Genomic DNA, 24,731 nt, shown 5'->3' on the forward strand with positions numbered 1-24,731 from the left:
CGTCAGCTTTCGTCCCACCAAGGTCACAATTCTTTGAAGAAAGTTGCCGAAGCGTGCCTTGTTCGCGGCCGCTTGCCGTTATATCGCACATTCAGCCGCCACTCTCGATTAGGGGAACCCATGCTGATCTCTGAAATGCAACTGACGAAACGCCAGCTTCTGAGCGGCATGGCCGCCGCGACCGCCACACTTGCGGTTACCGGCACGGCAAACGCAGCAGCCGAACTTCCGAAGCCGGCTGGTGATGTCGACATGGCGGAAGTGCTGAAGCCCGGCCCGCTGCCAGAAATGGCGCTCGGCAAGGAAGATGCGCCGGTGACCATCGTCGAATATATGTCGATGACCTGCCCGCATTGCGCCCACTTCCACAACACAACCTTCGACGAGATCAAGAAGAAGTACGTGGACACCGGCAAGGCGCGTTTCATCATCCGCGAATTCCCGTTCGATCCGGCCGCTGCAGCAGCCTTCATGCTCGCTCGCTGCAACGCTTCCAAGCCGGAAGAATTGAGCACGCCGGAACAGTATTTCCCGATGGTTTCCATGCTTTTCAAGCAGCAGGAAACCTGGGCCGCCGCTGAAGATCGCCGTGCTGCACTTCTCCAGATGGCCAAACTCGCTGGATTTAGTGAGGATAGTTTTACGAAGTGCTTGACGAACCAGAAGCTTCTGGATGAAGTGAACGCCACGCGGGAAAGGGGCTCCAAGGAGTTCGGCATCGATGCCACGCCGACTTTCCTCATCAATGGGAAGCGTTATTCTGGAGACATGCCGGTTGACACCCTGTCGGCCCTCATCGACAGCCTGCTTTGATCCGAACCGTTTCAAGATGACGGGCGGCGGCGAAAGCCGTGCGCCCGTTTGTTGTTCTGCGCGCCATGAGGGCGCCGCATGAAGTTCAACAAGCTTCGCGTCATCGGCTTCAAATCCTTCGTCGAGCCGACGGAATTCATCATCGAGCGGGGCCTGACCGGCGTTGTCGGGCCGAACGGCTGCGGCAAGTCCAATCTTGTCGAGGCGCTGCGCTGGGTGATGGGCGAGAACTCGTACAAGAACATGCGCGCCTCCGGCATGGACGATGTGATCTTCTCCGGTTCGGGAAACCGCCCGGCGCGCAACACTGCCGAAGTCGCGCTCTATCTCGACAACAGCGAGCGTACGGCGCCTGCCGCGTTCAACGACAGCGACGAAATTCAGGTGACCCGCCGCATCGAGCGCGAACAGGGTTCGATCTATCGAATCAATGGCAAGGAAAGCCGTGCCAAGGACGTGCAGCTTCTCTTCGCCGATGCCTCGACCGGCGCGCGCTCGCCCTCGATGGTCGGGCAGGGACGTATCGGCGAGCTGATTTCGGCAAAGCCCCAGGCCCGCCGCCAGTTGCTGGAAGAGGCCGCCGGCATTTCCGGCCTGCATTCCCGCCGTCATGAGGCCGAACTGCGGCTGCGCGCCGCCGAAGGCAACCTCGAACGCCTTGATGACGTGACCTCGCAGCTTGAAGGCCAGATCGAGAGCCTGAAGCGCCAGGCGCGTCAGGCGAACCGCTTCAAGACGCTGTCTGCCGAAATCCGTGCGCGCGAAGCCACACTCCTGCATATCCGCTGGGTGCAGGCGAAGGAGGCGGAAGCCGAGGCCGACAGCGCCCTTAACCAGGCGACCGTCGGCGTTGCGGAAAGGGCCCAGATCCAGATGGAGGCCGCAAAGGCTCAAGGGGTGGCCAGCCTGAAGCTTCCGGAGCTCCGCGAGAGCGAAGCGCGCGCCGCCGCTGCCCTCCAGCGGCTGCAGATCGCAAGGTCGCAGCTCGAGGACGACGCAAACCGCATCCTGCGCCGCCGTGACGAACTGACTCGCCGCCTGGCGCAACTCGCCGAGGACATTCAGCGCGAGGAGCGGCTGGTGTCGGACAATGCTGCGATCCTTTCGCGGCTCGATGCCGAGGAGGCGGATATTGCGGAAATACTGGCCGATTCTGGCCGTCATGCGGACGAATTGCGCGAGGCTTTCGAAGGTGCTGCGGCAAAGCTTGCCGACAGCGAGCGCGTTTTCGCGGCGCTGACCGCCGAGCGTGCCGAAGCTGCTGCTGGCCGCCATCAGCTGGAACGGGCGATCCGCGATCTCGCAGACCGCAAGATGCGCCTCGAACGGCAGATGAACGAAGCAAACCGCGAGTTCTCCAGTGTGGCTGAAAAGATCACTGCGATGCCCGATCCCGATGAAAAGCGGGCAGTGGTCGAAGCTGCGGAGATGGCTGTCGTCGAGGCCGAAACGGTCATCCAGGCGGTTGAACAAGCGCTCTCCGCTGCGCGAGAAACCGAAGCGCTTTCACGCGCGCCGGTCGATCAGGCGCGCTCGAAGCTGAATGCGCTGGAAACCGAAGGCCGCACGATCTCGCGCATGCTTGCTGCTGGTGCGGCGGCAGGGCGATTCCCGCCCGTTGCCGATGAGCTCCGTGTCGATCGCGGCTTCGAAACGGCCTTGGGCGCCGCACTCGGCGACGATCTGGAATCGCCCCTTGATCCGAAGGCGCCTGCCCACTGGTCGGGAAATGGTGATGGCACTTCCGATCCCGCACTGCCGGCCGGTGTCGTGCCCTTGCTGACCCATGTCGGCGCGCCGGCTGCACTGACGCGCCGCTTGAAGCAGATTGGCCTCGTCGCCGATGGCGACGCGATGCGGTTGATGAACGACTTGAAGCCCGGCCAGCGCCTGGTGACGAAAGATGGCGCCGTCTACCGCTGGGATGGCCATGTGACCGGCGCCGATGCGCCGAGTGCCGCCGCTTTGCGCCTCGCCCAGAAGAACCGCCTCGGCGAGCTGGAAAGCGAAGTTTCGCTCGCTCGCGATATTCTGGCTGAAGCGGAGGAGCGGCTTGCCATGGCGGGAGAAGCGATTCGCGGTGAGGAACGCAAGCTCAACGAAGCGCGTGACATAAGCCGCCTATCGGCCCGTCATCTTGCCGAGGCGCGCGACGCGCTGGCTGCCGCCGAACGCGCCTCCGGCGATCTCATCCGCCGTCGCGACGTGGTTGCGGAAGCCGTCAACCAGCTCCAGTCGCAGCAGGAAGACCTCGCCGTCCAGGAAGAGACCGCGCGCATCGAGCTTGAGGATGCGCCGGATCTCACCGCACTCGACGACCGGCTGCGCATCCAGCAGGCCGAGGTCGCGACCGATCGCGGCCTTGCGGCCGAAGCGCGCGCCCGCCACGAAAGCCTGAACCGCGAGAACGAGGCTCGCCAGCGCCGCATCATTGCGATCGGTCAGGAGCGCGAGACCTGGCGCCAGCGCGCCGCAAGCGCCGAGGATCACATCGCGACTTTGCGCGATCGCGAGGAGGAGGCACGCGAGGAAGCGGCCGAACTCGAAATGGCGCCGGATGAATTCGAGGACAAGCGCCAAGCGCTGCTGAACGAATTACAGAAAGCGGAAGCCGCCCGCCGTGGGGCCGGCGATCTTCTCGCTGCCGCCGAACTCGTGCAGCGCGAAGCCGATCATAAGGCCGCCACCGCGCTTTCCGAACTTGCCGAAAGCCGCGAGCGCCGCGCCCGTGCCGAAGAGCGCCTCGTCTCTGCGCGCGAGAAGCGGCAGGAGAGCGAAAGCCGAATCCGGGAAGTGCTCAATGTTCCGCCACATGAGGCGTACCGTCTGACAGGCCTGCAGGCTATGCAGTCCGTTCCCGACTTGCGCGAGGTCGAGCGCGAGCTGGAGCGGTTGAAGATGGAGCGCGAGCGCCTCGGAGCCGTGAACCTCCGCGCCGAGGAAGAGCAGAAGGAGCTCACCGAAAAGCTTGAGGCGCTGATCAGGGAGCGTGACGACGTCATCGACGCCATCCGCAAGCTTCGCGGCGCGATCCAAAGCCTCAACCGCGAGGGCCGCGAACGCCTGATTGCCGCCTTCGACGTCGTCAACGGCCAGTTCCAGCGCCTCTTCACCCATCTTTTCGGTGGCGGCACGGCGGAACTTCAGCTGATCGAATCCGATGATCCGCTGGAAGCGGGCCTCGAAATCCTCGCCCGCCCGCCCGGCAAGAAGCCGCAGACGATGACACTGCTTTCGGGCGGCGAGCAGGCGCTCACGGCCATGGCACTGATCTTCGCCGTCTTCCTCACCAATCCGGCGCCGATCTGCGTGCTTGACGAGGTGGATGCGCCGCTGGATGATCACAATGTCGAGCGCTATTGCAATCTGATGGACGAAATGGCGGCCTCGACCGAGACTCGATTCGTCATCATTACTCACAATCCAATCACCATGGCACGCATGAATCGACTTTTTGGTGTAACGATGGCCGAGCAAGGCGTATCGCAGCTTGTTTCCGTCGACTTGCAAACCGCCGAACGCCTTCGCGAAACGGCCTGAAAAATAAGCGCTTTCATAAATACCCAAAAAAGGTCACGTCCCAAAGGGCGCGTTAACCCAATTGGGTGATGCTCTTTTTCCAAAATTGAATTAGAAGTTGTTTCTAGATGGCGGACCTGAGATGCGGGCTGATGCGCATGTTGGATCGACCGGGGGGCATACCGAATAAGGGCAGTCGGATTTTCCCGGTTTAACGTACCCCCCGTCCAGTTTCCTGGCTGGACGGAAACAAGGCTTTGCGGGACGGTTGTTGCAGTCCCGCAAAGCTTTTTTTCTTCCCTTTTCCAATCAATCGGTTCGAAACGGCGAGCATCCATTGTGCGGTGCAACATTTCGCCGTATTTGTCGATTTTCATTTCAGGACCATGGGAATAAGCTGGTCCTGATTTTGATCGGGGGGAAAATGACCAAACTGGTCTATACGTTCGGCAACGGGCAGGCGGAAGGTCGCGCACGGGACCATGACGTTCTGGGCGGTAAGGGCGCCAATCTGGCCGAGATGTGCAGCCTGGGCCTGCCGGTGCCGCCGGGCTTCACCATCATCGCCGATGCTTGCAGCGCTTATTACGCGCTCGGTAGACGGATCGATGCCGGCCTGAAAGATGAAATCCGCCGCGGATTGGAGACGATCGAGAAGGCGACTGGCCGGCAGTTCGGCGCAAAGGACCGGCCGCTGCTCTTGTCCGTCCGCTCAGGCGCCCGCATTTCCATGCCGGGCATGATGGATACGGTTCTCAATCTCGGCCTCAACGACGAAACCGTGCAGGCGCTGGGACATGATGCGGGCGACGCCCGGTTTGCCTGGGATAGCTACCGCCGCTTCATCCAGATGTATGCGGATGTCGTCATGGGCCTCGATCACGAAATTTTTGAGGAGATCCTGGAAGACCAGAAGGCGCGTCTCGGCCATGAGCTCGAAACCGAGCTGACAGCCAGCGACTGGCAGCAGGTCGTTTCGCTGTATAAGGAGCTGATCGAGGAGGAACTCGGCGAGGAATTCCCGCAGGATCCCGAAGAGCAGCTCTGGGGTGCCATCGGTGCCGTCTTCGCAAGCTGGATGAGCGCGCGCGCCGTCACCTATCGCCAGCTCCACAACATTCCGGGAGGCTGGGGCACGGCCGTCAACGTCCAGGCCATGGTCTTCGGCAATCTCGGCAATGCGTCGGCAACCGGCGTCGCCTTTACGCGCAACCCCTCGACCGGCGAAAGGTCGCTCTACGGCGAATTCCTTGTCAATGCGCAAGGCGAAGACGTGGTCGCCGGCATCCGCACGCCCCAAAGCATTACGGAGGAGGGACGCATCAACTCCGGTTCCGACCGTCCGTCGCTTGAAAAGCTGATGCCAGAGGCTTTCGAGGAACTCACCCATATCTGCACCGAGCTCGAAGCGCACTACCGCGACATGCAGGACATCGAATTCACCATCGAGCGCGGCAAGCTCTGGATGCTGCAGACGCGCTCCGGCAAGCGCTCTACAAAGGCGGCGATGAAGATCGCCGTCGATATGGTGGATGAAAAGCTGATCACCGAAGAGCAGGCGGTGCTGCGCATCGAGCCTTCAACGCTCGACCAGCTTCTGCACCCGACGATCGATCCGCGTGTAGACCGCCAGGTGATAGGCACCGGATTGCCGGCTTCGCCGGGGGCTGCGACCGGCGCGATCGTCTTCACCGCGGAAGAGGCGGTCGAGGCGGAGGAGGAGGGCCGCAAGGTCATTCTGCTCCGCGTCGAAACGAGCCCGGAGGATATCCATGGCATGCATGCCGCAGAAGGTATCCTCACCACGCGCGGCGGTATGACCAGCCACGCGGCGGTGGTCGCCCGCGGCATGGGCGTCCCTTGCGTAGTCGGCGCCGGAACCATGCGCATCGATCTCCGCAACGAGCGCCTTATCGGTGTTGGCGTGACACTGAAAAAGGGCGACATCATCACCATCGATGGGTCGGCCGGGCAGGTGCTGCGGGGCGAGGTTCCGATGATCCAGCCGGAGCTTTCCGGGGATTTTGGCCGCATCATGGGCTGGGCCGACAGGGTTCGCCGCATGACAGTGCGCACCAATGCCGATACCCCCGCCGACGCGCGCGCTGCGCGTGCCTTCGGCGCGGAAGGTATCGGCCTTTGCCGCACCGAACACATGTTCTTCGAAGGCGAGCGCATCCATGTCATGCGTGAGATGATCCTTGCCGAAGACGAGAAGGGCAGGCGTGCCGCACTCGACAAGCTGCTGCCAATGCAGCGGTTGGATTTCACCGGCCTCTTCACCGTCATGCACGGCCTGCCGGTGACGATCCGCTTGCTCGATCCGCCGCTCCACGAATTCCTGCCGAAGACCGAGGAAGAGGTCGTGGATGTCGCGGCTGCCATGGGCATGGAGGCGGCCGCACTCCGCCAGCGTGTCGATGCGCTGCACGAGTTCAACCCGATGCTCGGCCACCGCGGCTGCCGGCTTGCCATTTCCCATCCCGAGATCGTCGAAATGCAGGCGCGCGCCATTTTCGAAGCGGCTATTGCCGCCGCGCAGGAAACCGGGGCGGCCGTCGTCCCGGAAATCATGGTGCCGCTAGTCGGCCTTCGTTCGGAATTGGATTATGTCAAGGAACGGATCGACGCGGTTGCCGGGGAGGTGATGACCGAGGCTGGCATGAAGATCGATTATCTCGTCGGCACGATGATCGAGTTGCCGCGGGCAGCCCTGCGCGCGCACAAGATCGCCGAGGCCGCCGAGTTCTTCTCTTTCGGCACCAACGACTTGACGCAGACGACCTTCGGCATTTCGCGCGACGATGCCTCCGCCTTCATCCCGACTTACCAGCGCAAGGGGATCATCGAGCACGATCCTTTCATCTCGCTGGATTTCGAGGGCGTCGGCGAGTTGATCAGCATCGCTGCAGAACGCGGTAGGCGCACGCGCAACGACATGAAGCTTGGCATCTGCGGCGAGCACGGCGGCGATCCCGCCTCGATCCATTTCTGTGAGACAATCGGCCTCGATTATGTCTCCTGTTCGCCGTTTCGCGTGCCGATTGCCCGGCTCGCGGCAGCTCAGGCGGTCATCAGCAACGCTCAGCGGCGATAATAGCGCGGATAGTAGATCGGCCGGGTGAAGTCGTCGAAGTTTTCATCTGCCTGCGCGCGAAATGCCCGCGCGTCGGCGCGCCTGTCGAGATCAATGCGCTGCAGGCAGGTGGCAAACGCGTCTGTGCCGCGCCTGAAGCCGTAGCTGAGGCATCGCCGCTCGTCGGCAGCCCGCCGTTCTTCCGGCGTGAGAGTCTGGCAGGCCGAAAGGCTGATCGCGATGGCGGCGAGGGACAGGGAAAGAGCGGAAAGACGCATAGCACATTCTCCGATGCATGAACCGGTCGCCAGACAAGAGGCGATTTGCCGGCTCACGTCAACAAACATCGGAAAACGCGGCTGAGTTCAAATTCGTTCCAGCACCTCGATGAAGGCATCGGCGAACTGCACGAGATGTGCGGTCTCCTGATCCGGCGCCTGCACGCGGATTTCCGAGCCATTGGTATCGAGAACGGCAAGCACGACACGCATTTTGGTGCTCGCCGACGGGATGCGCAGAACGGCGATGCGCCGGCAATCCTCGATGAGCCCGGCTGCCGGAAGATCGAACAGGAATTCGCCGTTTGCATTGGCGGCAGCCGCGCGCACGGCCTCGCAGAAGCCCTCTTCGCCGCCGTCGTAGCCTTCGAGCGAAAGCTCGAGCTCAAGAAGCTCCATCGGCAGGAAGGACTCGGATGGATCGCTTGCGCCAAGCGATGATGCCTGTGGTCTTTCGGTTGTTTCCGATGAAAGCATCACTCTTCTCCTGATCCTTCCCGTTATCGGCAAATGCGCCGGAGCCGTCTTTTTAGTGACATATCAGATGTTACTTATTAAAGCCACCACCGCCTTTTGGTGGATTGCGGCCCTTGCGCGGAGACAACAGTTTCAATTTAGGCGAATCTTGCCATAAACAAGTGTGGGTGCTTCTTGCGCCCTCGCAGGCGGTTTGCGCCCGCGAATAATCGGTAAGTTTGATGGCCATCCGCTTTGACCGCCCCGTTTCCAATTCGGCCCGCTTTGCGCGGCGCTTCGGGGCGTTTGCTTTGGTCCTCTGGGTCGCGGTGCTAGTCGCGCACCGGTTCGGCGGCCTTGCCACGCCCTATCTCGTGCTCCTGCTGCTTGTCTCCATCGGCTTTGCGCTGCTTGCCGCCATGCTTGCCGCCGTCGGTCTCAGAAGCCTCTGGGCGACTGGAGCCGAAGGCGGCCTCGATGCGTTGAAAGCGTTGATCTTTGCGATCCTTCCCTTGGGTTTCGGCGGTTTTATCGCTGAGCGCTATTTCACGCGGCCGGCCATCTATGACGTGTCGACGGATGTCGTTTCAGCGCCAGACTGGCTTTCGTCGCCACATGCCGATCAGATCTGGATGAAACGCAATCCCGACGTGTCGGCGCAGGAGCGCGAACAACAGCTCCTGGCTTATCCCGAACTGACCGGCCGGCGTTATGAAGGCGCGATCGACCGCGTGCTCGAAGCGGTCAGGAAAGTGGCGAAGCTGGATGGCATCACGATCACCGGAAGTGCCGGCGAAGGCGAACCGGTCCGCGATCTCGAGGATGCGCCGGCAAGGCCCCAGCCCGATGGCGATGCCGTCGCCGAAGCGCCCGATCAGGTTCCCGTTCCCACGCCGAGGCCCTATGAGGACGATGTCGCAAAGCTTATTCGCGACGCAAACGGCGTGACGCTTCAGGGCGAAACCCGCACGCTCATCACCGGCCTGCACTTCGACGTCGTCATCCGACTGCGCGAAGAGGCCGAAACCACCTTCGTCGACATTCGCGTCGCCTCCCGCTACGGTCAGCACGACCTCGGCCTCAGCGCCGAAATCGCCGACCATTATCTCGAAGCCCTCGATATGGAATTGCTGGGCATTGCGGGGTAAGACGAAGGCTCAACCGCCTTCTTCTTCCAGCCATCCGGCATACCTCACGATCAGCCCGATCAGCGGCCCGCCGACCTCCACATGAAAATGGAATCGGCTTTCGCGCTCCTCCTCGTAGATATCGCCGCCGGGCGCTAGCACCAAAGGCAGGGGGATGCCGAAAAGGCGCCAGCCGCGAACGACGAAACGCAGCTTGGCGCCATCCGGCACCACAGCCATGAGAATCCGGAAAGGCCCGAAATCCTCAGCGAGCAGATGCGCATCGCGCCCATGGCCCTTCAATTGTACGCTGCAAAACTCTGCACCGCCGAAATCGCGTGTCCAGAACTCTATTCTGCCTTTGGTGGTGAAACATACGCGGACCGCAACATCATCTTGCGCTTTCGGAAAGCCCACCACAGCAGCGATGATCGAGGCCACGAAACCGGTCCCGCGCTCCACGCGTGCACGGCCGGAGAGCCTGTTCCCGCCTTCGGGTGTGTCATGCGTCGCGGCAATTGCACGGGGCAGCTGTTCCCAGGCCGAGCCAGGCAGGCGCCGGTAGAGAGGCAGGTCCACCTCTCCCGGCCGGACGTGGCGCGTGCCGCTGTGGATGGCGAAACGCTCGAAGCATCTTTCGAACGCTTCAAGAGGAAATTCGCCAGCCGCCGACCGCGCGCCATCGGCCGGTCGATTGCCATTCGCCAGCTTTCGGATCAGGGCCTCCAGCCCGGTGACAGGGACGAACGGCCCGTCATCGCCTTCCGCGACCAGATGCCAGCTTGCCTCGAGCGGCTGGCCGGCCCGGTCCGATCCCGAGGCGCGGACGAACATTCCGCCCCTGTGTTCGCCGGAGGCGAGGGGCTTGCTTGCCCGATGCATCAACGGGGCAAATGGCATTAACGAGGGAAGAAGCTTGAGCCGCACCAGTTGCGCCGTTGCGGCCAGCAGCCGTTGCAAGCTCTGCGGCTTTGTTGCCGCACCGGTGAACATTGATGACAAGCCTTCGAACCTTTGAGGCAGAAGATCGAGGTCCGGCGCGTCAACCAGTCTGAAACGTCCGCTTTTGAGCGGGATGCACCCCGGCGGTGCGACCGTCACCCGATGCCATTCGATCAGCCCAAGGCCGGTCGCGGAAATGCCGTTGCGAAGGATCGGCACGGGCTTTCCGGCATAGCTCGTAATCGCCCGGATGACGTTGGGGCCGATGTCGGCATGCGGCGAGGGCGCGATACCCGATGAAACATGATCGATCCGCGAAAAATCCTGTGCCAGACGGTCGAGCGCGGCAAAGGAGAGAGCGGGAAAGCTGCTCAGCCCCGACAGAACGAATACGCCTGCCGTCCGCGCTTCCGCGTCGAGCTCCGCGATCTGGCGGACGAATTCGCGGCTGTCTGCCAGATCGGCGTAGTCGATGCCGAGAGATATGCAGGCTCTCGGCACGCGATAGGTGTCGCCGCCCATCGTCTGAAACGGTCCGGAAGCGTCTACGGTCACGGCCGGCGCGACCGCTGACAGCTGCTTGTAAACATCGCCGTTGCGGTCGAACACCACCGGCTCCTTGCCGGCTTTGCCGCCCAGGCTGGACGCGAAAGCAACCGCCTTGGCAAGCGAACGTCCTCCAATCAGCAGGCAGAAGCGCTCGTCGTCGCAAAGAAGCTGCGACAGCTTGGCGCCGAAGGTGCCACATAGCCGCCGATGATGAGAATGCGAAGTGCTGCACCGCTCACGCCAGGAAGCGGCTCCGTTCCTCGGGCGACGGCACATAGCAGGTTGTCCGGCGCCCGGCGATCTTCAGGCGGTTTCTGGCGACGAACTCATAGAGCCGGTCGGCAAACGGGCGCGGCAGGATGTAAAGGATACTGACGAGCGACCAGGGAAAGCCGAGCCGGGCAATCATGCGGATCGAACCCTCGGATTTGAAATGCGCGCGGCCGTCTTCGAGCAGGATATTCGTCTCGTAGTCTCGCTCATCCAGGCCGTAGTGCCGGTAAAGTGCCGTGCCGAGCGGCGATTGCGCGGCAAGGAAGCGGTAACGCCCGGCCTTGTCGTGCTTCAGCGCAAACCTTACCCAGCGGGAGCAGAAGACGCATTCGCCGTCGAAGATGATGAGCGGCTTGTCGTCCGGAAAGGCCGGAACAGCGGCATCGCTCCGATAGCTATAGTCATTCCGTCTCATCGTTCCTCTCCAGCAGACAGTTGATACGCCCCGAAAAGCGAAGGCGGTCCGTCCGCCTGCACGATGCCGCGTTCCACCAGGTCCTCGATATGAGCGAAGACGGAGAGTGCCGCCGCGCCGTGCAGCCTGGGGTCTGTGTCGCGGTAGATCACCTTCACCATATCGGGGATCAGCCGGTCGCCTGCCTTCATCCGCTCCACGACGGCGCGCTCGCGCATGCGCCGGTGCGTCTTCAGCGCCCGCATGAAGGAGACGGGACGTTTCACCGGCCCGCCATGGCCCGGTAAAAGCAGGTGGTCGCGGCGTGCGATAAGCTTGTCGAGCGAGGCCATGTAATCGGCCATCGAGCCATCCGGTGGCGCAACGATGGAGGTCGCCCAGGCCATGACATGGTCGCCGGAAAAGAGGATGCCGGTGCCTTCGAGCGCGAAAGCCGCGTGGTTTGCGGCGTGTCCCGGTGTCAGCACCGCCGTCAGCGCCCAGCCGTCACCCTTGATGGTCTCGCCGTCGCCAACCGAGATATCCGGCACGAAACGCGTATCGGAGCTTTCGGCAAAGGGATTGACCTCGCCGTCATGGAGCGGCCTTGCTGCGCGGTGCATACCTTCGCCGACGGTGATGGCGCCTGTCTCTCTCTGCAACTTCGCGGCAAGCGGCGAGTGGTCGCGATGTGTATGGGTGACGACTATATGCGTGACCGTCCGGCCCTTGAGCGCCTTAATCAGTGCCTCAAAATGCGCCTCGTTCTCAGGCCCCGGATCGATGACGGCGACGGATGAGGTACCGACGATGTAGCTGTTGGTGCCGTGGAAGGTGAAAGGACTCGGATTGTTGGCCGTGATGCGCTGGACCCCCGGCGCAACGTCCACCGCGCGGCCATAGTGAGGGTCGAAGGCAAGATCGAATGTCGGACTGGGCATGGTTTACTTGTATTCTATCTCGATAAAGGTCATCGGCTCGCTACCGGCATTGACGACATTGTGCTCGCCGCCCGCCTCGCGCCGGTAGGCAGCACCCTTGGCCACATCGACGCGCCGGCTGCCATTCCGATCCTCGAGCAGGAATTTGCAGTCAGTCATAGGCACGACGACATAGCCGAGCCCGTGGGTATGCACGCCAGTATCCGCGCCCGGCTCGAAATCCCAGCGCGTGATGCGAACCACGGCATCGTCGAGAAGAAGCGTCGCAAGGGCAGGCGGGCGGGCACGGTACTGGCTCATCATCTCTCCTGAGACTTTGATCGGCGAACCAAGACGTAGCACGGCGCAGGAAGAAGCGCACAGAAATTTGCCGGAAGCGCAAGTTAGTGATTGTGAGGCAGCCGGACCTTTGCTAATCAGGCCTCGCTTCCGGCAAAGCGGGTTTCCGCTCTCAAGCTGTGGTGGGGCGTCGCCAAGCGGTAAGGCACCGGTTTTTGGTACCGGCATTCCCAGGTTCGAATCCTGGCGCCCCAGCCAAGACTGTTCGGGGTCCATTCTGGACACGTAGGTTACGGTTTATTCCTGAGACATAGTGTAGTGCTCCCCGATTTTGAGACAAAAGCATGGTAACAGTTCTCCGTTAGGAGGACTAATGAGGACGGACGATCCTGGGCGGCGGTTCAGTCGCGAGGTTAAGCTGGCAGCGGTTCAGCGAATGGCTGCCGGCGCCAATGTCAGCAAGCTTGCTCGCGAGTTGGGGATTTCGCGCAAGGGCCTTTATCAGTGGCAAAAGCAGTTCCGAGTTGGCGCAGCGTCGGCGTTGCGAGAAGGCGGACGTCCGCAGCGAGACGCAGCAGCGAGCGATGAGCAACCGGAAGCTGGCGCGCTGCAGTCTTCCTCGAGCGACGAACTCTTGAGAGCGCTTGCGCGGATTGCGGAATTAGAGCGGCTTGTCGGACAGCAAGCGGCCGATATTGATTTTTTTCAAAAGGCCTTGCAGCACGTCGGGACAGCACGCCAGCGGAGTGGCAAGCCTGGCGGGACGGCATCTACACGGTCATCGAAGCGATGATGGCGTCCGGGCTGCAAGGCCAAATCAGTGTGGAACGAATGTGCCGGCTGGCTCGGGTGAGCCGCGCGGGCTACTATCGTCATTGGCAGGCGACGGCGCCGCGCAGGGAGGAAATGGGGCTGCGCGACACCCTCCAACGCCTGGCGCTCGCCAACCGGCATTACGGCTACCGAAGAATCGCCGTGCTTTTGAGCCGAGAAGGCTGGCGTGCCAACCACAAGCGCGTGCTGCGCCTGATGCGGGAGGATAATCTGCTGTGTCTGCGCAAATCCCCGTTCGTGCCGATGACAACCGACTCCAGGCATGACTGGTGCATCGTGCCCAACCTGGCTCGAGGTCTTCAACTGACCGACATCGACCAGCTCTGGGTCGCCGACATCACCTACGTTCATCTCGCCGAGGAGTTCGCATTCCTGGCGATCGTCCTCGACGCTTTCAGTCGCAAGGTCATCGGCTGGGCGATTGCAACCCATCTGAAAGCGGAACTTGCCATTGAGGCATTCGACATGGCGGTTGCGGCTCGCCGGCCGCGACCTGATAGCGTCATTCACCATAGCGACCGCGGCGTCCAATATGCCTGCGCCGACTATGCGGCACGACTTGCAGACCACGGCATCCAGCCGAGCATGAGCCGCGTCGGCAATCCCTACGATAATGCGAAGGCCGAGAGATTCATGAGGACCCTGAAGGAAGAGGAGGTGGATGGTCAGGCGTATCGCGACCTGGACGATGCAAGGACTAGGATCGGCGAATTCATCGAGGTGGTCTACAACAGGCAGCGCCTGCACTCGGCCCTCGACTATCTCGCGCCGGACGCTTACGAAGCCAGTCTCTTGCAACAGCGGCAAGAGACACCAGACGCAATTCACAGCCGGGAGAACTGTTACTGATTGCTGTCTCACCAAAGGGGTGCAGTCCAATAGGTGACACTTTCGGCCTGAAGGGGTTTGGACGTGGCTCCAGTCTGCATGTCTCGTCGTCGAAATGGCCAATGAAGAAAAGGCAGCCTGCAGGCTGCCTTTCTGGACTGACACTGGCCGCGAAACTCGACTACCGAGCCGTTTCCGGCGCCAGAAACTCCGCACAATAGGACTTGCTGTTTTCGCCCGGGATGTCGCCGACGGTGCGGATGGAGCGGATGGTGTAGCTGGAATCGGCGGTGACTTCGGCCTGGCAGCGGAGATAGAGCGTGCGGGCGGCAGCGATCTGCTTGCCGCGCTTGCCGTTTTCGCCTTCGGCATATTTCGCCGGGACGCGAATCCTCTTGTAGCCGCCCTTCCAAGTGTAGACGGTGGCCGAGCCGTTTTCGGTATCGGCGATCGGCGGGCCGTAGGCGGCGAAGAACTTGCCGGCCGACTGGCCGGTCCAGCGTGCGGAAATCGGATCGCCTGCAGAAGGAATGGTCGTGCAGCCGGCAAGCGCAATGGCAAGCCCGACCGCGGCAGTGGTGCGGAGTTTCATCTAATCGTCCCTGAATTTTGTCGCGCATTCGAGGCGGGAATCGCTGTCTGCCAACGGTTTCCGCTTGTCCCGTGGAGCGCTTTAGCGCGGAACCCGGCAAAAGAAAATTGCCCTGTCTTCGCGATTGCGAAATTTGCCGCGAGTGTGGCTTTTTGTTGCAGTTTTAGGCTGCGCCAGGCCCTTTCACCCCTCTGTCAAAAATGCGCCGGGTTTTGAAATTTGGTGCTTGCGCAATAAGATGGGCCGGTCTATAGAGGCGCCGCTGGTCACGGAGTGTAGCGCAGTCTGGTAGCGCACCACGTTCGGGACGTGGGGGTCGAGTGTTCGAATCACTCCACTCCGACCAGCCGATTTTCCCGAATTGCTCTGACCCCGGCGAGAAATGCGCCGCACACTGCGTGCAGCGATCCGTTTGCGCCAGATGCGTAACGCGCGCCCTCGACACGGCAAGAAAAAGGGGCCGTCCGGCCCCAGCTTCAGTCTCAGATATCGCTTGCGGCGTTTTTCCAGAGTTCCGCCGCTTCCGCTGCGGTCATCCGGTGCACATGCGCCTCGTCGCGGCGGGTTGCGAAGATCTCGCTCGCCATAATCTGCTCGGCGAGGTCGGCTGGAAGCGAGAGGATGACGCGCGCGTCACCGGTGTGAAGTCCGCCGAGTTCCGAGCGCTTGCCGGTCACCATGCCGCCGGCGACCGTATTGTTGGTGTCCGGGTCGATGAGGATGAAGGAGCCGGAGGAGCGGTTCTGCTCATAAGGATCGAAGATCGCCGCTTCATCGAAGGCGAGGCGCACTTTGCCGATGGCATTCATGTAGAGCCGCTCGGCTACGTTCCAGGCGCCGGACTTCAGCTCCAACTGGCTGAGGGGTTGCACCTGGACGCGCTGGCGGCGGCTGCCGCTCTTCAGCCAGTAGCGCTTACCGGCCTCGATGCCTTCCGGCTGCAGCGCCACGATCTGCGCGTCGAAGGCAAGGCCGACCTGCGGCTGGCTGTCGATCGAGACGATCATGTCGCCGCGCGCGACGTCCACCTGCCGGTCGAGCACGAGGGTGATTGCGTCGCCCGCGACGGCCGCGTTGCGCACGAGGTCGAAGGTGACGATCTTGGAAACATTGGCGACCATGCCCGATGGCAAGATCATGACGCTGTCGCCCGGCTTCACCGAACCGCCGGCAACGGTGCCTTGATAGCCACGGAAGCTTTCGCCGGGACGCGACACGCGCTGCACCGAGAGACGGAAGCCGACGGTCTGCGACGAGCGCACCGTGGCAAGCTCCAGCGTCTCGACGAGCGTCGGACCCGTGTACCAGGGCATGGCGGCCTGGCCGGAATAGACGACGTTTTCACCCTTCAGCGCCGACATCGGGATCGCGGTGATCTGCTTGACGCCGAGCGACAGGGCAAATTCCTTGAACTCGTGCGTGATCTTCTCGAAACCGGCGCGGTCGTAGCCGGTCAGGTCGATCTTGTTGACGGCGAGCACGAACTGCTTGATGCCGAGCAGCGAGGCGATCGTCGCGTGGCGTCGCGTCTGCTCGAGGATGCCGGCGCGGGCATCGACGAGCAGCACGGCAAGATCGGCGGTCGAAGCGCCGGTTGCCATGTTACGGGTGTACTGTTCGTGGCCGGGCGTGTCGGCGACGATGAAGGCGCGCCTGTCGGTCTGGAAATAGCGATAGGCGACATCGATGGTGATTCCCTGTTCGCGCTCCGCCTGCAGGCCGTCCAGAAGCAGTGCGAAGTCCGGCAGGCCGAGATCGTTTTGCTTGCCGGTGGAATCGCGCTGGAGCGTCGCTGCCTGGTCTTCCTTGACGGCCTTGGTGTCCCAGAGCAACCGGCCGATCAGCGTGGATTTGCCGTCGTCGACGCTGCCGCAGGTGATAAGGCGCAACGGCCGCGTGTCGCGCGTGGCCTTCAGCGGCTCGGCGGCAGGCAGGGCGATGGCGGTTGCAGGTGCTGCTGCAGTCATCTCAGAAATATCCTTCACGCTTCTTTTTTTCCATGGAGCCGGACTGGTCGCGGTCGATGGCGCGGCCCTGGCGCTCGGAAACGGTTGCGATTTCCAGCTCCGCTATGACGTCTTCAAGGGTGGTGGCGGTGGAGCGGATGGCACCCGTCAGCGGGAAATCGCCGAGGGTGCGGAAACGGATCATGCCTTCCTGGCGGACTTCGCCGGGAAGGAGTTCCAACCGCGGGTCTTCCGCAAGGATCATCATTCCGTCGCGCTCAACGTAGGGGCGCTTCTTCGCATAGTAGAGCGGCACTAGCGGAATTTCTTCGGCTTGGATGTAGCGCCAGATATCGACTTCGGTCCAGTTCGACAGCGGGAAGGCGCGCACGCTCTCGCCCTTGCGGATCTGGCCGTTGTAGATGTTCCAGAGCTCGGGCCGCTGGTTGCGCGGATCCCAGCGGTGGTCCGGCGTGCGGAAGGAATAGATGCGTTCCTTGGCGCGGCTTGCCTCCTCGTCGCGGCGCGCGCCGCCGAAGGCTGCGTCGAACTGTCCGGCGTCGAGCGCCTGGCGCAGCCCCTCGGTCTTCATGATGTCGGTGAAGGTCGCGGAGCCGTGGCTGAAGGGTGTGATTCCTTCGGCGGCGCCGCGCGGATTGATGTGCTCGACGAGGTCCAGGTCATACTTCTTCGCGGTCTCGTCGCGAAAGGCGATCATCTCCTGGAATTTCCAGCCAGTGTTCACATGCAGCAGCGGGAAGGGCACGCGGCCCGGATAAAAAGCCTTACGTGCCAGATGCAGCAGAACCGACGAGTCCTTTCCGATCGAATAGAGCATCACCGGACGCTCGAATTCGGCCGCAACCTCGCGGAAGATATGGATGGACTCGTTTTCCAGAGCCTTCAGGTGCGGATCGAGCGGCGGCTTGGCGCTCTGCGGATTGTTGAGTTCCGTATCCGGACGGCTATCGGGCATTTCCTACTCCAGACTTTCGATCATTGGCAAGGAGGCATTTGCCCCTCACCCCAATGCCGCGCTCGGCGGCTCGTTTTCCGTCCCCTCGCCCCGCTTGCGGGAAGAGGGCCAGGGGTGAGGGCCGGGCAGTCCGGCACGTCAAACTCACCCTTCGTGGCTATCGTGCGGTAACCGCTGTCGCTTCTTCGCCGACATGCAGGCCGCATTCGCGCTTCTCATCCTGTTCCCACCACCAGCGGCCGGCGCGCTCCGGCTCGCCAGGCTTGATGGCGCGCGTGCACGGCTCGCAGCCGATAGAAGGGTAGCCGCGGGCATGCAGCGGATTAACCGGCACGCTATTGTCGGCGACGTAGGACTTGACGGTCTCGATATCCCAGTCGGCAAGCGGATTTATCTTCAGGAGGTGCCGTTCGGCGTCATATTCCGCAAAAGGCGTTTCCGCGCGGTTGGCGGACTGACCGCGCCGCAGCCCGGTGATCCAGATCGTTGCGCCTGCCAGCGCCCGCGCAAGCGGCTTCAGCTTGCGCACGCCACAACAGGCATGCCTGGCTTCGACGCTCTCGTAAAAGCCGTTCATGCCGTATTTTGCCGCATAGGCGTCGATATCGGCCTGCTCGGGCTCGTAACGGGTGATGTGGATGTCGTACTGGCTTTCGGTTTCGTCGATCAGCGCCAGCGTCTCGGGGAAGAGGCGGCCGGTCTGCAGCGTTACGACGTCGATCGGTAGGCGATGGTTGCCGATTTCGGCGGTGATCACCTGGTCTTCGATACCAAGCGATGTCGTGAAGACGACTCTTACGTCTAGGCCGGCGACAAACGACAGACGTTCGGCCAGGCTCAAGGTCGCAAGTTTCGCATTCAGCGTTTCCGCTTCTTCGATGATATTGACAACAGTCATGGGAAAACCTGTCCTCGATGTTGGCCGGAGTATCGCAGCTTGAGGGCAGATCGCACAGAAAAACGGATTTCGAAAGCGGCGCATACGGGAGCAAATATCTCTCCGAAGCCGCTGCAATGCAGAAAAGCAGCCGCGTCAGGTCAGCAATCTGTCGGGGCTACTTTAATCTCTATAAAATTAGTAGGGTTACACGGTGCCTGTCAATTCGAAACCTGAAGTGATGTCGAAAAAGATGCAGGAAGGGCAATTTCAGCGTAGAATTCTGTCCGTTGGCCGAGCAGGAAAAACAAGGCCAAAATGCTTGTCTTCCAAGGCTTTCGCGGGCGCGTTCAAATTCCGTTCATGCTGGCTGTGCAATAGGAGATATGTAAGCTTGTGAAGTGGTGCGGCACGTCGCATCGCTCGTGTGTGTGACGGTCCAAAATGATTACGCAGAAAGCAAAATACGCGCTCCGGGCGCTGACGGTACTGGCGGAAGCCGATGCCGGCGAGCCCGTCATGATTTCGGACATTGCAGCGCAGCAGAAAATTCCGAAGAAGTTCCTCGAGCAGATCCTGCTCGATCTTAAGCATCAGGGCATCGTCGCGAGCCGACGCGGCAAGGCGGGCGGCTATCTGCTGTTGAAGCCCGCCGACATGATCACCTTCGGCGAGATCCTGCGCATCGTCGACGGCCCGATCGCGCCGCTGCCATGCCTTTCTATCACCGCGTATCGCAAGTGCGACGATTGCGACGGCGAGCAGACCTGCAAAATCCGCAGCGTCTTCGCGAAAGTCGCGGATGCAACGCGCAAGGTGCTGTTCTCGACGACAATCGCCGACGCGGTCGCGCCGGCAAAAGGCGCAGAGGTCACCCGCCTTCTCGCCTGACGGGGCTTCTTCCCTCTCCATTGGCAGCCGCAGGTTCGCGAAATCATCTCCCACCTTCAAGATTTGGTGAAAAGCCTTTCAAAGCCGCCGGAATGCGCCAATTCGGAGCTGTTCGGAAAAGGGCAGGGAGAACTGAAATGCGTGTCTTATCCACAAAGCAGATCGTCTTGAGCGCGGCCGTCGCGGCAGCTTTCGCGACCGGCGCTGCGGCGCATCACGGCTGGTCATGGGCCGAGGCCGAGCAGATGGAGTTGAGGGGGACGATCCAGAAGATTTCCATGGGCGGCCCGCATCCCGCGCTTGACGTTGCGACCGCCGATGACGGCGTGTGGCGCGTCGAACTCGGCAATCCGCGCCAGACGGAGCGCTCCGGCTTCGTCGAGGGCTCGGCGAAGAACGGCGATCAGATCGTTGCGATCGGAAACCGTTCGCTGGATCGGAATGAAAAGCGCATGAAGGCCGTGCGAATCACGGTCGGCGAGAAGCGCTACGATATCTATCCCGATCGAATCCAGACGAATTGACCGCATGGCGATCGAACTTCTGGAATGGCTTGCCGCAACGCCGCTCGCGGCAGGGTTGCGGCGTTCAGCGCTGCTTTACATGTTCGTCAACGCTTCGCATATCCTGTCCATCGGTTTGCTGCTCGGCGCCATCCTGCCGCTCGATCTCAGGTTGATGGGCTTCTTTCCGTTGGTCCCGCTTTCGGTGGTCGGGCCATTCCTGTCGCGCGCAGCGGCGGTCGGTTTGACGGCGGCGATCGTCACGGGCTTCTGCCTCTTCAGCGTCCGGCCGATGGAATATGCTGCAAACCCAGCATTTTTGGTAAAGATCGGATTGCTGGCAGTAGGCGTTGCCAATGCCGCCATCGTGCATGCCAGGGACAGCTGGCGAAAGGCGATTGCCGGAGTGGTCGTTGCAGCGAGCCTGCGCATTGCAGCCATGGTTTCGGCGGCGGTGTGGATTACCGCTCTCATCGCCGGGCGGTGGATCGGTTTCATATAGAGGCGATCACGCCGCGACGGTGCTCGCCGCGCGCCACCAGCGCAAGGAAGAGATCACTGAACTTGTGCGAAGGCCGAGGTTGCGATGCCCACGCTGTTTCTGCTTTTGAAGTCGTTGCGTTCGATCATGAAAATAGCCGAGCGCGCGGCGCATCTGGCAGCTTCATCACATGAAACTGCCAGATGCCAACATCGGAGCAACTGCGGATATGCATTCGATGATTGATATTGGCGATAGGCGCGAAGAAGATCCCACGAGACTGCTGGGCATTCGTGTGCCCTACCAGCTCTGTTTACCGGTCGCTCAGTGCCCAGCGCGGATTGACCCAGGGCTCCTGGTTCGAGCGCGGCAGGGGCTGCTTGCCGAGGATATGGTCTGCCGCCTTCTCGCCGGTCATGATCGAGGGGCCGTTGAGGTTGCCGTAGGTGATGTGTGGGAAGATTGACGAGTCGGCAACGCGCAGGCCGTCCACTCCGATGACGCGCGTCTCCGGGTCGATCACGGCCATCGGGTCGTTCTTAGCGCCCAACTTACAGGTGCCGCAGGGGTGGTAGGCGCTTTCCAGATGCTCGCGCAGGAAGCCGTCGATCTCGTCGTCCGTCTGCACCTTCTCGCCCGGCTGGATTTCCGGCCCTCGATAGGGGTCGAAAGCCTGCTGGCCGAAGATCTCGCGGGTGAGGCGCACGCAGTGGCGGAATTTCTCCCAGTCATCCGGGTGACTCATATAGTTGAAGCGGATGATGGGGTCGGCCTTCGGATCGGGCGAGCGCAGGGTGACGGACCCGCGCGACTTCGAGAGATTGTAGCCGACATGCACCTGAAAGCCGTGGCTCTTCGCCGCCGCCTTGCCGTCATAGCTGATCGCCACCGGCAGGAAGTGATACTGGATGTCCGGCTGCTTGACGCCGGCCGCCGAGCGCAGGAAGGCGCAGGCTTCGAACTGGTTGGAAGTGCCGAGGCCGGATCTCGTGAACATCCATTGCGCGCCCGCCACGCCCTGCCAGAACCATGGCAGCCAGGAATAGAGTGAAACCGGCTTGGTGCTGACCTGCTGGAAATAGAATTCCATATGGTCCTGCAGGTTGGCGCCGACGCCTGGCCGGTCGGCTTTCACCTCGATGCCGTGCTCCTGCAAATGAGCCCCAGGGCCGATACCGGAAAGCATCAAGAGCTTCGGCGAGTTGAAGGATGAGGCAGAAACGATCACCTCGCGGTTCGCCTTGATGATTTCGACCTTGCCGCGGCGCTCGATCTCGACACCGGTCGCGCGGCCGTTCTCGATAACGATCCTGCGCGCCAGGGCGTAGGCGATGTCGACATTCGGCCGCCTCAGCGCCGGCTTCAGATAGGCGTTCGCCGCAGACCAGCGACGGCCGCGGAAGATGGTCTGCTCCATCAGCCCGAAGCCTTCCTGCTTCGAGCCGTTGTAGTCGTCCGTCGCCTCGAAACCCGCCTGCTTGCCGGCTTCGATGAATGCATGGAACAGCGGGTTGCGAAAGCCGCCGCGTTGCACATGCAGCGGGCCGTCGGTGCCGCGCCAGCCTTCCTCACCGCCGTGCGAATGCTCCATGCGCTTGAAGTAGGGCAGCACGTCTGCATAGGCCCAGCCGTTGGCGCCGAGCTCTTCCCAACGGTTGTAGTCTTCGGCATGGCCGCGCACATAGACCATGCCGTTGATCGAGGAGGATCCGCCGATCACCTTGCCGCGCGGTGCGGTGATGCGCCGGCCGTTGAGGTTTGGTTCGGGTTCCGAGAGGTAGCCCCAGTTGTAGCGCCTCATGCTCATCGGCCAAGCAAGCGCTGCCGGCATCTGGATGAACGGCCCGAAGTCGCTGCCGCCCGCCTCGATGACGATCACGCTGTTTCTGCCGTCTTCCGAGAGACGATAGGCGAGGGCCGACCCTGCCGAGCCGGAGCCTATGATGACGAAGTCTGCTTGCATGATGTACACTCAGTATGTGTTGGCCTTCCCCACAAGCGGGAGGGCTTGGCCTCTTCTCAATACGGCGCCGCCACCGGCCCCATGCCCACGTAAACCGTTTTCAACTCCGAATAATGCTCCAGCGCCGCAAGCGAGTTCTCCCGCCCGAAACCGGATTGCTTCGAGCCGCCGAAGGGAATTTCGACCGGGCAGAGATTGTAGGTGTTGATCCAGAGCGTGCCTGCCTCGAGCTGGTCGGCGACGCGGTGGGCGCGCGTCAGATCGGCGGTGAAGACGCCACCCGAAAGGCCGAATTCGGTGGCGTTCGCACGTTCGATGACCTCGGCTTCGTCATCGAAATCGAGCACGCACATCACCGGCCCGAAGATCTCCTCGCGGGCAATGGTCATGCCGTCGGTCACGTCGGCAAACACGGTCGGCTGGACGTAATAGCCTTCGCCGGAAACATTGTTCGGAATGCCGCCGCCGGTGACGAGTGTCGCACCCTCGGCCTTGCCCTTGTCGATGTAGCTCAAGACCTTCTGTCGCTGGTCGAATGAAACCATCGGGCCGAGCTGCGTCGCCTCGTCCATCGGGTCGCCGATCAGGATCGCCTCGGTGCGGGCCTTCAGCCGCTTCAGGAACTCGCCCTTGATCTTCCGCTGCACAAAGACGCGGGTGCCGTTCGAGCAGACCTGGCCCGTCGAATAGAAGTTGCCGAGCATGGCGCCGCCGATTGCGCTGTCGATATCGGCATCGTCGAAGACGATCAGCGGCGACTTGCCGCCGAGCTCCATCGTCACATGTTTGAGGTGGCCTGCCGCGGAGGCGGCGACCTTGCGGCCGGTCGGCACCGAGCCGGTGAGTGACACCTTTGCCACGTCCTTATGGTTGACGAGCAGCGGGCCGGTGTCGCGGTCTCCCTGGATCACATTGTAAAGGCCCTTCGGCAGGCCTGCTTCGTGCAGGATTTCGGCAATCTTCAGCGCGCCGAGCGGCGTGTTTTCCGAGGGCTTGAAGACCATCGCATTGCCGGCGATCAGCGCCGGCGCCCCTTTCCAGCAGGCGATCTGCTGCGGATAGTTCCAGGCGCCGATGCCGACGCAGACGCCGAGCGGCACGCGCTTCGTATAGGCGAAATCGCCGCCGAGCGGGATATAGGAGCCGTTGAGGCCGGCTGCCGCGATGCCGCCGAAGAACTCGAAGCTGTCGGCGCCCGACGTCGGATCAGCGACGATCGTTTCCTGGATCGGCTTGCCGGTATCGAGCGTTTCGAGCTCGGAAAGCTCGCGATTGCGCTCGCGCATGATCTCGGCGGCGCGCTTGAGGATGCGGCCGCGGGCCGTCGGGCTCATCGCCGCCCATTCCGGCTGTGCGCGCCTGGCAGCCGCGATCGCTTTCTCGACGATGGCAGGCGTTGCCGCATGCAGCCGCGCGATCACTTCGCCGGTTGCCGGATAAATGCTTTCGATGACGCTGCCCGCTTCGTCCTCGATATATTCGCCGTCAATGAAGTGCGACGCTTTCGGCTGGGCTTTCATAATTCAATCCTTTGCTTTGTGCGACAGGGCAAAAATTAAGGCTCCTCATTCCTGTGCGGTGAGCCTCATTCGATCCCCCTTAGTTGCATCGTCACATAATCCTCCGTCAGCCCGATCGAAGCCTCGATGTTTATCGGCGCCGATTTCAGACTTTGGCGGATATAGAGCCCGTCGATCATCGCAGCAGCGCCTTCGGCGATGCGTCCTGCGGCATCTGGCGGGCAAAGCTTCTTGAGGTTGGCCAGCAGGTTCGAACGCAGCCGGCGGGCATAGATGACGAGGAAACGGCGCGTCTCTTCCGAGCGCTGCGCTTCGGCATAGAAGGCGAGCCATGCGGCGATCGTTTCCGGCGCGAACTGATCGGCCTGGAAGCTGACCCGGATGACGGCAGAGAGATTTTCGCGTGGGGTACGGGCAGCCTTCAGCGCCGTCACCGTGTCGTCACGCAATTGCCTGAGCAGCGAACGGACCGTCTCGATCAGCAGTTGCTCCTTGCTGCCGAAATAGTGGTGCGCAAGGGCAGGAGACACGCCGGCCTGGCGGGCGATATCGGACATGGTGACGCTCAGCGAGCCGCGATCCGCGATTACGCGCAGCGCAGCGTCGACGAGCGCCTTTCGGCGTAGAGGTTCCATTCCGATTTTCGGCATGAGGGCCAGCTCCGACAGTTCAG

The 24,731-nt window shown here is 62.0% G+C and carries 21 protein-coding genes, 2 tRNA genes and 1 pseudogene; 11 read left to right on the forward strand and 13 right to left on the reverse strand.

Annotation, left to right across the window (positions count from 1 at the left end):
• Positions 1 to 120: 120 nt before the first annotated feature.
• The 3 genes from RGR602_RS05145 (at position 121) to ppdK (ending at position 7,429) form a co-directional block, all read left to right on the forward strand.
• Entirely contained in the window at positions 121 to 813 is a 693-nt protein-coding gene (locus RGR602_RS05145; protein ID WP_039844221.1) for a DsbA family protein, read from the forward strand.
• Between the two features lie 78 nt (positions 814 to 891).
• Positions 892 to 4,353 carry a chromosome segregation SMC family protein gene (locus tag RGR602_RS05150; protein WP_039844222.1) on the forward strand — a complete coding sequence of 1,154 codons (3,462 nt, stop codon included), beginning with the start codon at positions 892 to 894 and terminating at the stop codon, positions 4,351 to 4,353.
• A gap of 403 nt (positions 4,354 to 4,756) precedes the next feature.
• The gene (ppdK, locus tag RGR602_RS05155; RefSeq protein ID WP_039844223.1) at positions 4,757 to 7,429 is read left to right on the forward strand and encodes a pyruvate, phosphate dikinase; all 2,673 of its coding nucleotides are present in this window, start codon (positions 4,757 to 4,759) and stop codon (positions 7,427 to 7,429) included.
• On the opposite strand, the gene RGR602_RS05160 is transcribed toward ppdK, so the two are convergent.
• Entirely contained in the window at positions 7,417 to 7,686 is a 270-nt protein-coding gene (locus RGR602_RS05160) for a hypothetical protein (protein ID WP_022716432.1), read from the reverse strand. The two genes, ppdK and RGR602_RS05160, sit on opposite strands and share 13 nt — an antisense overlap.
• Positions 7,687 to 7,773: 87 nt before the next feature.
• Positions 7,774 to 8,163, reverse strand: a complete 390-nt coding sequence (locus tag RGR602_RS05165; RefSeq protein WP_039844224.1) for a hypothetical protein — start codon at positions 8,161 to 8,163, stop codon at positions 7,774 to 7,776.
• Between the two features lie 221 nt (positions 8,164 to 8,384).
• On the opposite strand from RGR602_RS05165, the gene RGR602_RS05170 reads away from it, so the two are divergent.
• Complete coding sequence (locus tag RGR602_RS05170) at positions 8,385 to 9,290, forward strand: DUF1499 domain-containing protein (protein WP_039844225.1); 906 nt, start codon at positions 8,385 to 8,387, stop codon at positions 9,288 to 9,290.
• A 9-nt stretch (positions 9,291 to 9,299) separates the two neighbouring features.
• Here RGR602_RS05170 and RGR602_RS05175 read toward each other — a convergent pair.
• The 4 genes and pseudogenes from RGR602_RS05175 to RGR602_RS05190 form a co-directional block, all read right to left on the reverse strand.
• A pseudogene (locus RGR602_RS05175) lies at positions 9,300 to 10,999 on the reverse strand (DUF4166 domain-containing protein).
• Positions 10,996 to 11,448, reverse strand: a complete 453-nt coding sequence (locus RGR602_RS05180) for a thiol-disulfide oxidoreductase DCC family protein (RefSeq protein WP_039844226.1) — start codon at positions 11,446 to 11,448, stop codon at positions 10,996 to 10,998. Before RGR602_RS05180 ends, RGR602_RS05175 begins: the two are co-directional and overlap by 4 nt.
• The gene (locus tag RGR602_RS05185) at positions 11,445 to 12,368 is read right to left on the reverse strand and encodes an MBL fold metallo-hydrolase (RefSeq protein ID WP_039844227.1); all 924 of its coding nucleotides are present in this window, start codon (positions 12,366 to 12,368) and stop codon (positions 11,445 to 11,447) included. The genes RGR602_RS05180 and RGR602_RS05185 overlap by 4 nt, the downstream gene beginning before the upstream one ends.
• A gap of 3 nt (positions 12,369 to 12,371) precedes the next feature.
• Positions 12,372 to 12,668, reverse strand: a complete 297-nt coding sequence (locus tag RGR602_RS05190; RefSeq protein ID WP_039844228.1) for a cupin domain-containing protein — start codon at positions 12,666 to 12,668, stop codon at positions 12,372 to 12,374.
• Positions 12,669 to 12,830: 162 nt separating this feature from the next.
• Here RGR602_RS05190 and RGR602_RS05195 point away from each other — a divergent pair.
• From RGR602_RS05195 to RGR602_RS05205, 3 genes are all read left to right on the forward strand, one after another.
• Positions 12,831 to 12,905 (forward strand) — tRNA-Gln (locus tag RGR602_RS05195).
• A gap of 178 nt (positions 12,906 to 13,083) precedes the next feature.
• Positions 13,084 to 13,440: a helix-turn-helix domain-containing protein gene (locus RGR602_RS39620; protein ID WP_407692048.1), complete on the forward strand. Its 357-nt coding sequence runs from the start codon at positions 13,084 to 13,086 to the stop codon at positions 13,438 to 13,440.
• A gap of 38 nt (positions 13,441 to 13,478) precedes the next feature.
• Complete coding sequence (locus tag RGR602_RS05205; protein ID WP_052451633.1) at positions 13,479 to 14,330, forward strand: IS3 family transposase; 852 nt, start codon at positions 13,479 to 13,481, stop codon at positions 14,328 to 14,330.
• 160 nt (positions 14,331 to 14,490) lie between these two features.
• Here RGR602_RS05205 and RGR602_RS05210 read toward each other — a convergent pair whose 3' ends face one another.
• Positions 14,491 to 14,901 (reverse strand): hypothetical protein, encoded by a 411-nt coding sequence (locus RGR602_RS05210; RefSeq protein WP_039844230.1) that lies wholly within the window; start codon positions 14,899 to 14,901, stop codon positions 14,491 to 14,493.
• Between the two features lie 269 nt (positions 14,902 to 15,170).
• Here RGR602_RS05210 and RGR602_RS05215 point away from each other — a divergent pair.
• Positions 15,171 to 15,247: transfer RNA gene (locus RGR602_RS05215), tRNA-Pro, on the forward strand.
• Positions 15,248 to 15,383: 136 nt separating this feature from the next.
• Here RGR602_RS05215 and cysN read toward each other — a convergent pair.
• The 3 genes from cysN to RGR602_RS05230 form a co-directional block, all read right to left on the reverse strand.
• Entirely contained in the window at positions 15,384 to 16,868 is a 1,485-nt protein-coding gene (cysN, locus tag RGR602_RS05220) for a sulfate adenylyltransferase subunit CysN (protein WP_039844231.1), read from the reverse strand.
• A 1-nt stretch (position 16,869) separates the two neighbouring features.
• Positions 16,870 to 17,823 carry a sulfate adenylyltransferase subunit CysD gene (cysD, locus tag RGR602_RS05225; protein ID WP_039844232.1) on the reverse strand — a complete coding sequence of 318 codons (954 nt, stop codon included), beginning with the start codon at positions 17,821 to 17,823 and terminating at the stop codon, positions 16,870 to 16,872.
• A 157-nt stretch (positions 17,824 to 17,980) separates the two neighbouring features.
• The gene (locus tag RGR602_RS05230; protein ID WP_039844233.1) at positions 17,981 to 18,721 is read right to left on the reverse strand and encodes a phosphoadenylyl-sulfate reductase; all 741 of its coding nucleotides are present in this window, start codon (positions 18,719 to 18,721) and stop codon (positions 17,981 to 17,983) included.
• 423 nt (positions 18,722 to 19,144) lie between these two features.
• On the opposite strand from RGR602_RS05230, the gene RGR602_RS05235 reads away from it, so the two are divergent.
• From RGR602_RS05235 to RGR602_RS05245, 3 genes are all read left to right on the forward strand, one after another.
• Positions 19,145 to 19,591: an RrF2 family transcriptional regulator gene (locus RGR602_RS05235; RefSeq protein ID WP_022716377.1), complete on the forward strand. Its 447-nt coding sequence runs from the start codon at positions 19,145 to 19,147 to the stop codon at positions 19,589 to 19,591.
• A gap of 137 nt (positions 19,592 to 19,728) precedes the next feature.
• On the forward strand, positions 19,729 to 20,115 hold the full coding sequence (locus RGR602_RS05240; RefSeq protein WP_039844234.1) for a DUF6152 family protein: 387 nt from the start codon (positions 19,729 to 19,731) through the stop codon (positions 20,113 to 20,115).
• Positions 20,116 to 20,119: 4 nt separating this feature from the next.
• Complete coding sequence (locus RGR602_RS05245) at positions 20,120 to 20,596, forward strand: DUF6644 family protein (protein WP_039844235.1); 477 nt, start codon at positions 20,120 to 20,122, stop codon at positions 20,594 to 20,596.
• A 292-nt stretch (positions 20,597 to 20,888) separates the two neighbouring features.
• Here the strand turns inward: RGR602_RS05245 and betA are convergent, their stop codons facing one another.
• The 3 genes from betA to betI form a co-directional block, all read right to left on the reverse strand.
• Positions 20,889 to 22,538 carry a choline dehydrogenase gene (betA, locus tag RGR602_RS05250; RefSeq protein WP_039844236.1) on the reverse strand — a complete coding sequence of 550 codons (1,650 nt, stop codon included), beginning with the start codon at positions 22,536 to 22,538 and terminating at the stop codon, positions 20,889 to 20,891.
• 56 nt (positions 22,539 to 22,594) lie between these two features.
• Positions 22,595 to 24,058 carry a betaine-aldehyde dehydrogenase gene (gene betB / locus RGR602_RS05255; protein WP_039844237.1) on the reverse strand — a complete coding sequence of 488 codons (1,464 nt, stop codon included), beginning with the start codon at positions 24,056 to 24,058 and terminating at the stop codon, positions 22,595 to 22,597.
• 65 nt (positions 24,059 to 24,123) lie between these two features.
• Positions 24,124 to 24,708: a transcriptional regulator BetI gene (gene betI / locus RGR602_RS05260; protein WP_039844238.1), complete on the reverse strand. Its 585-nt coding sequence runs from the start codon at positions 24,706 to 24,708 to the stop codon at positions 24,124 to 24,126.
• Positions 24,709 to 24,731 lie beyond the last annotated feature (23 nt).

This window comes from Rhizobium gallicum bv. gallicum R602sp, from assembly GCF_000816845.1.
GTDB classification, from domain to species: domain Bacteria; phylum Pseudomonadota; class Alphaproteobacteria; order Rhizobiales; family Rhizobiaceae; genus Rhizobium; species Rhizobium gallicum.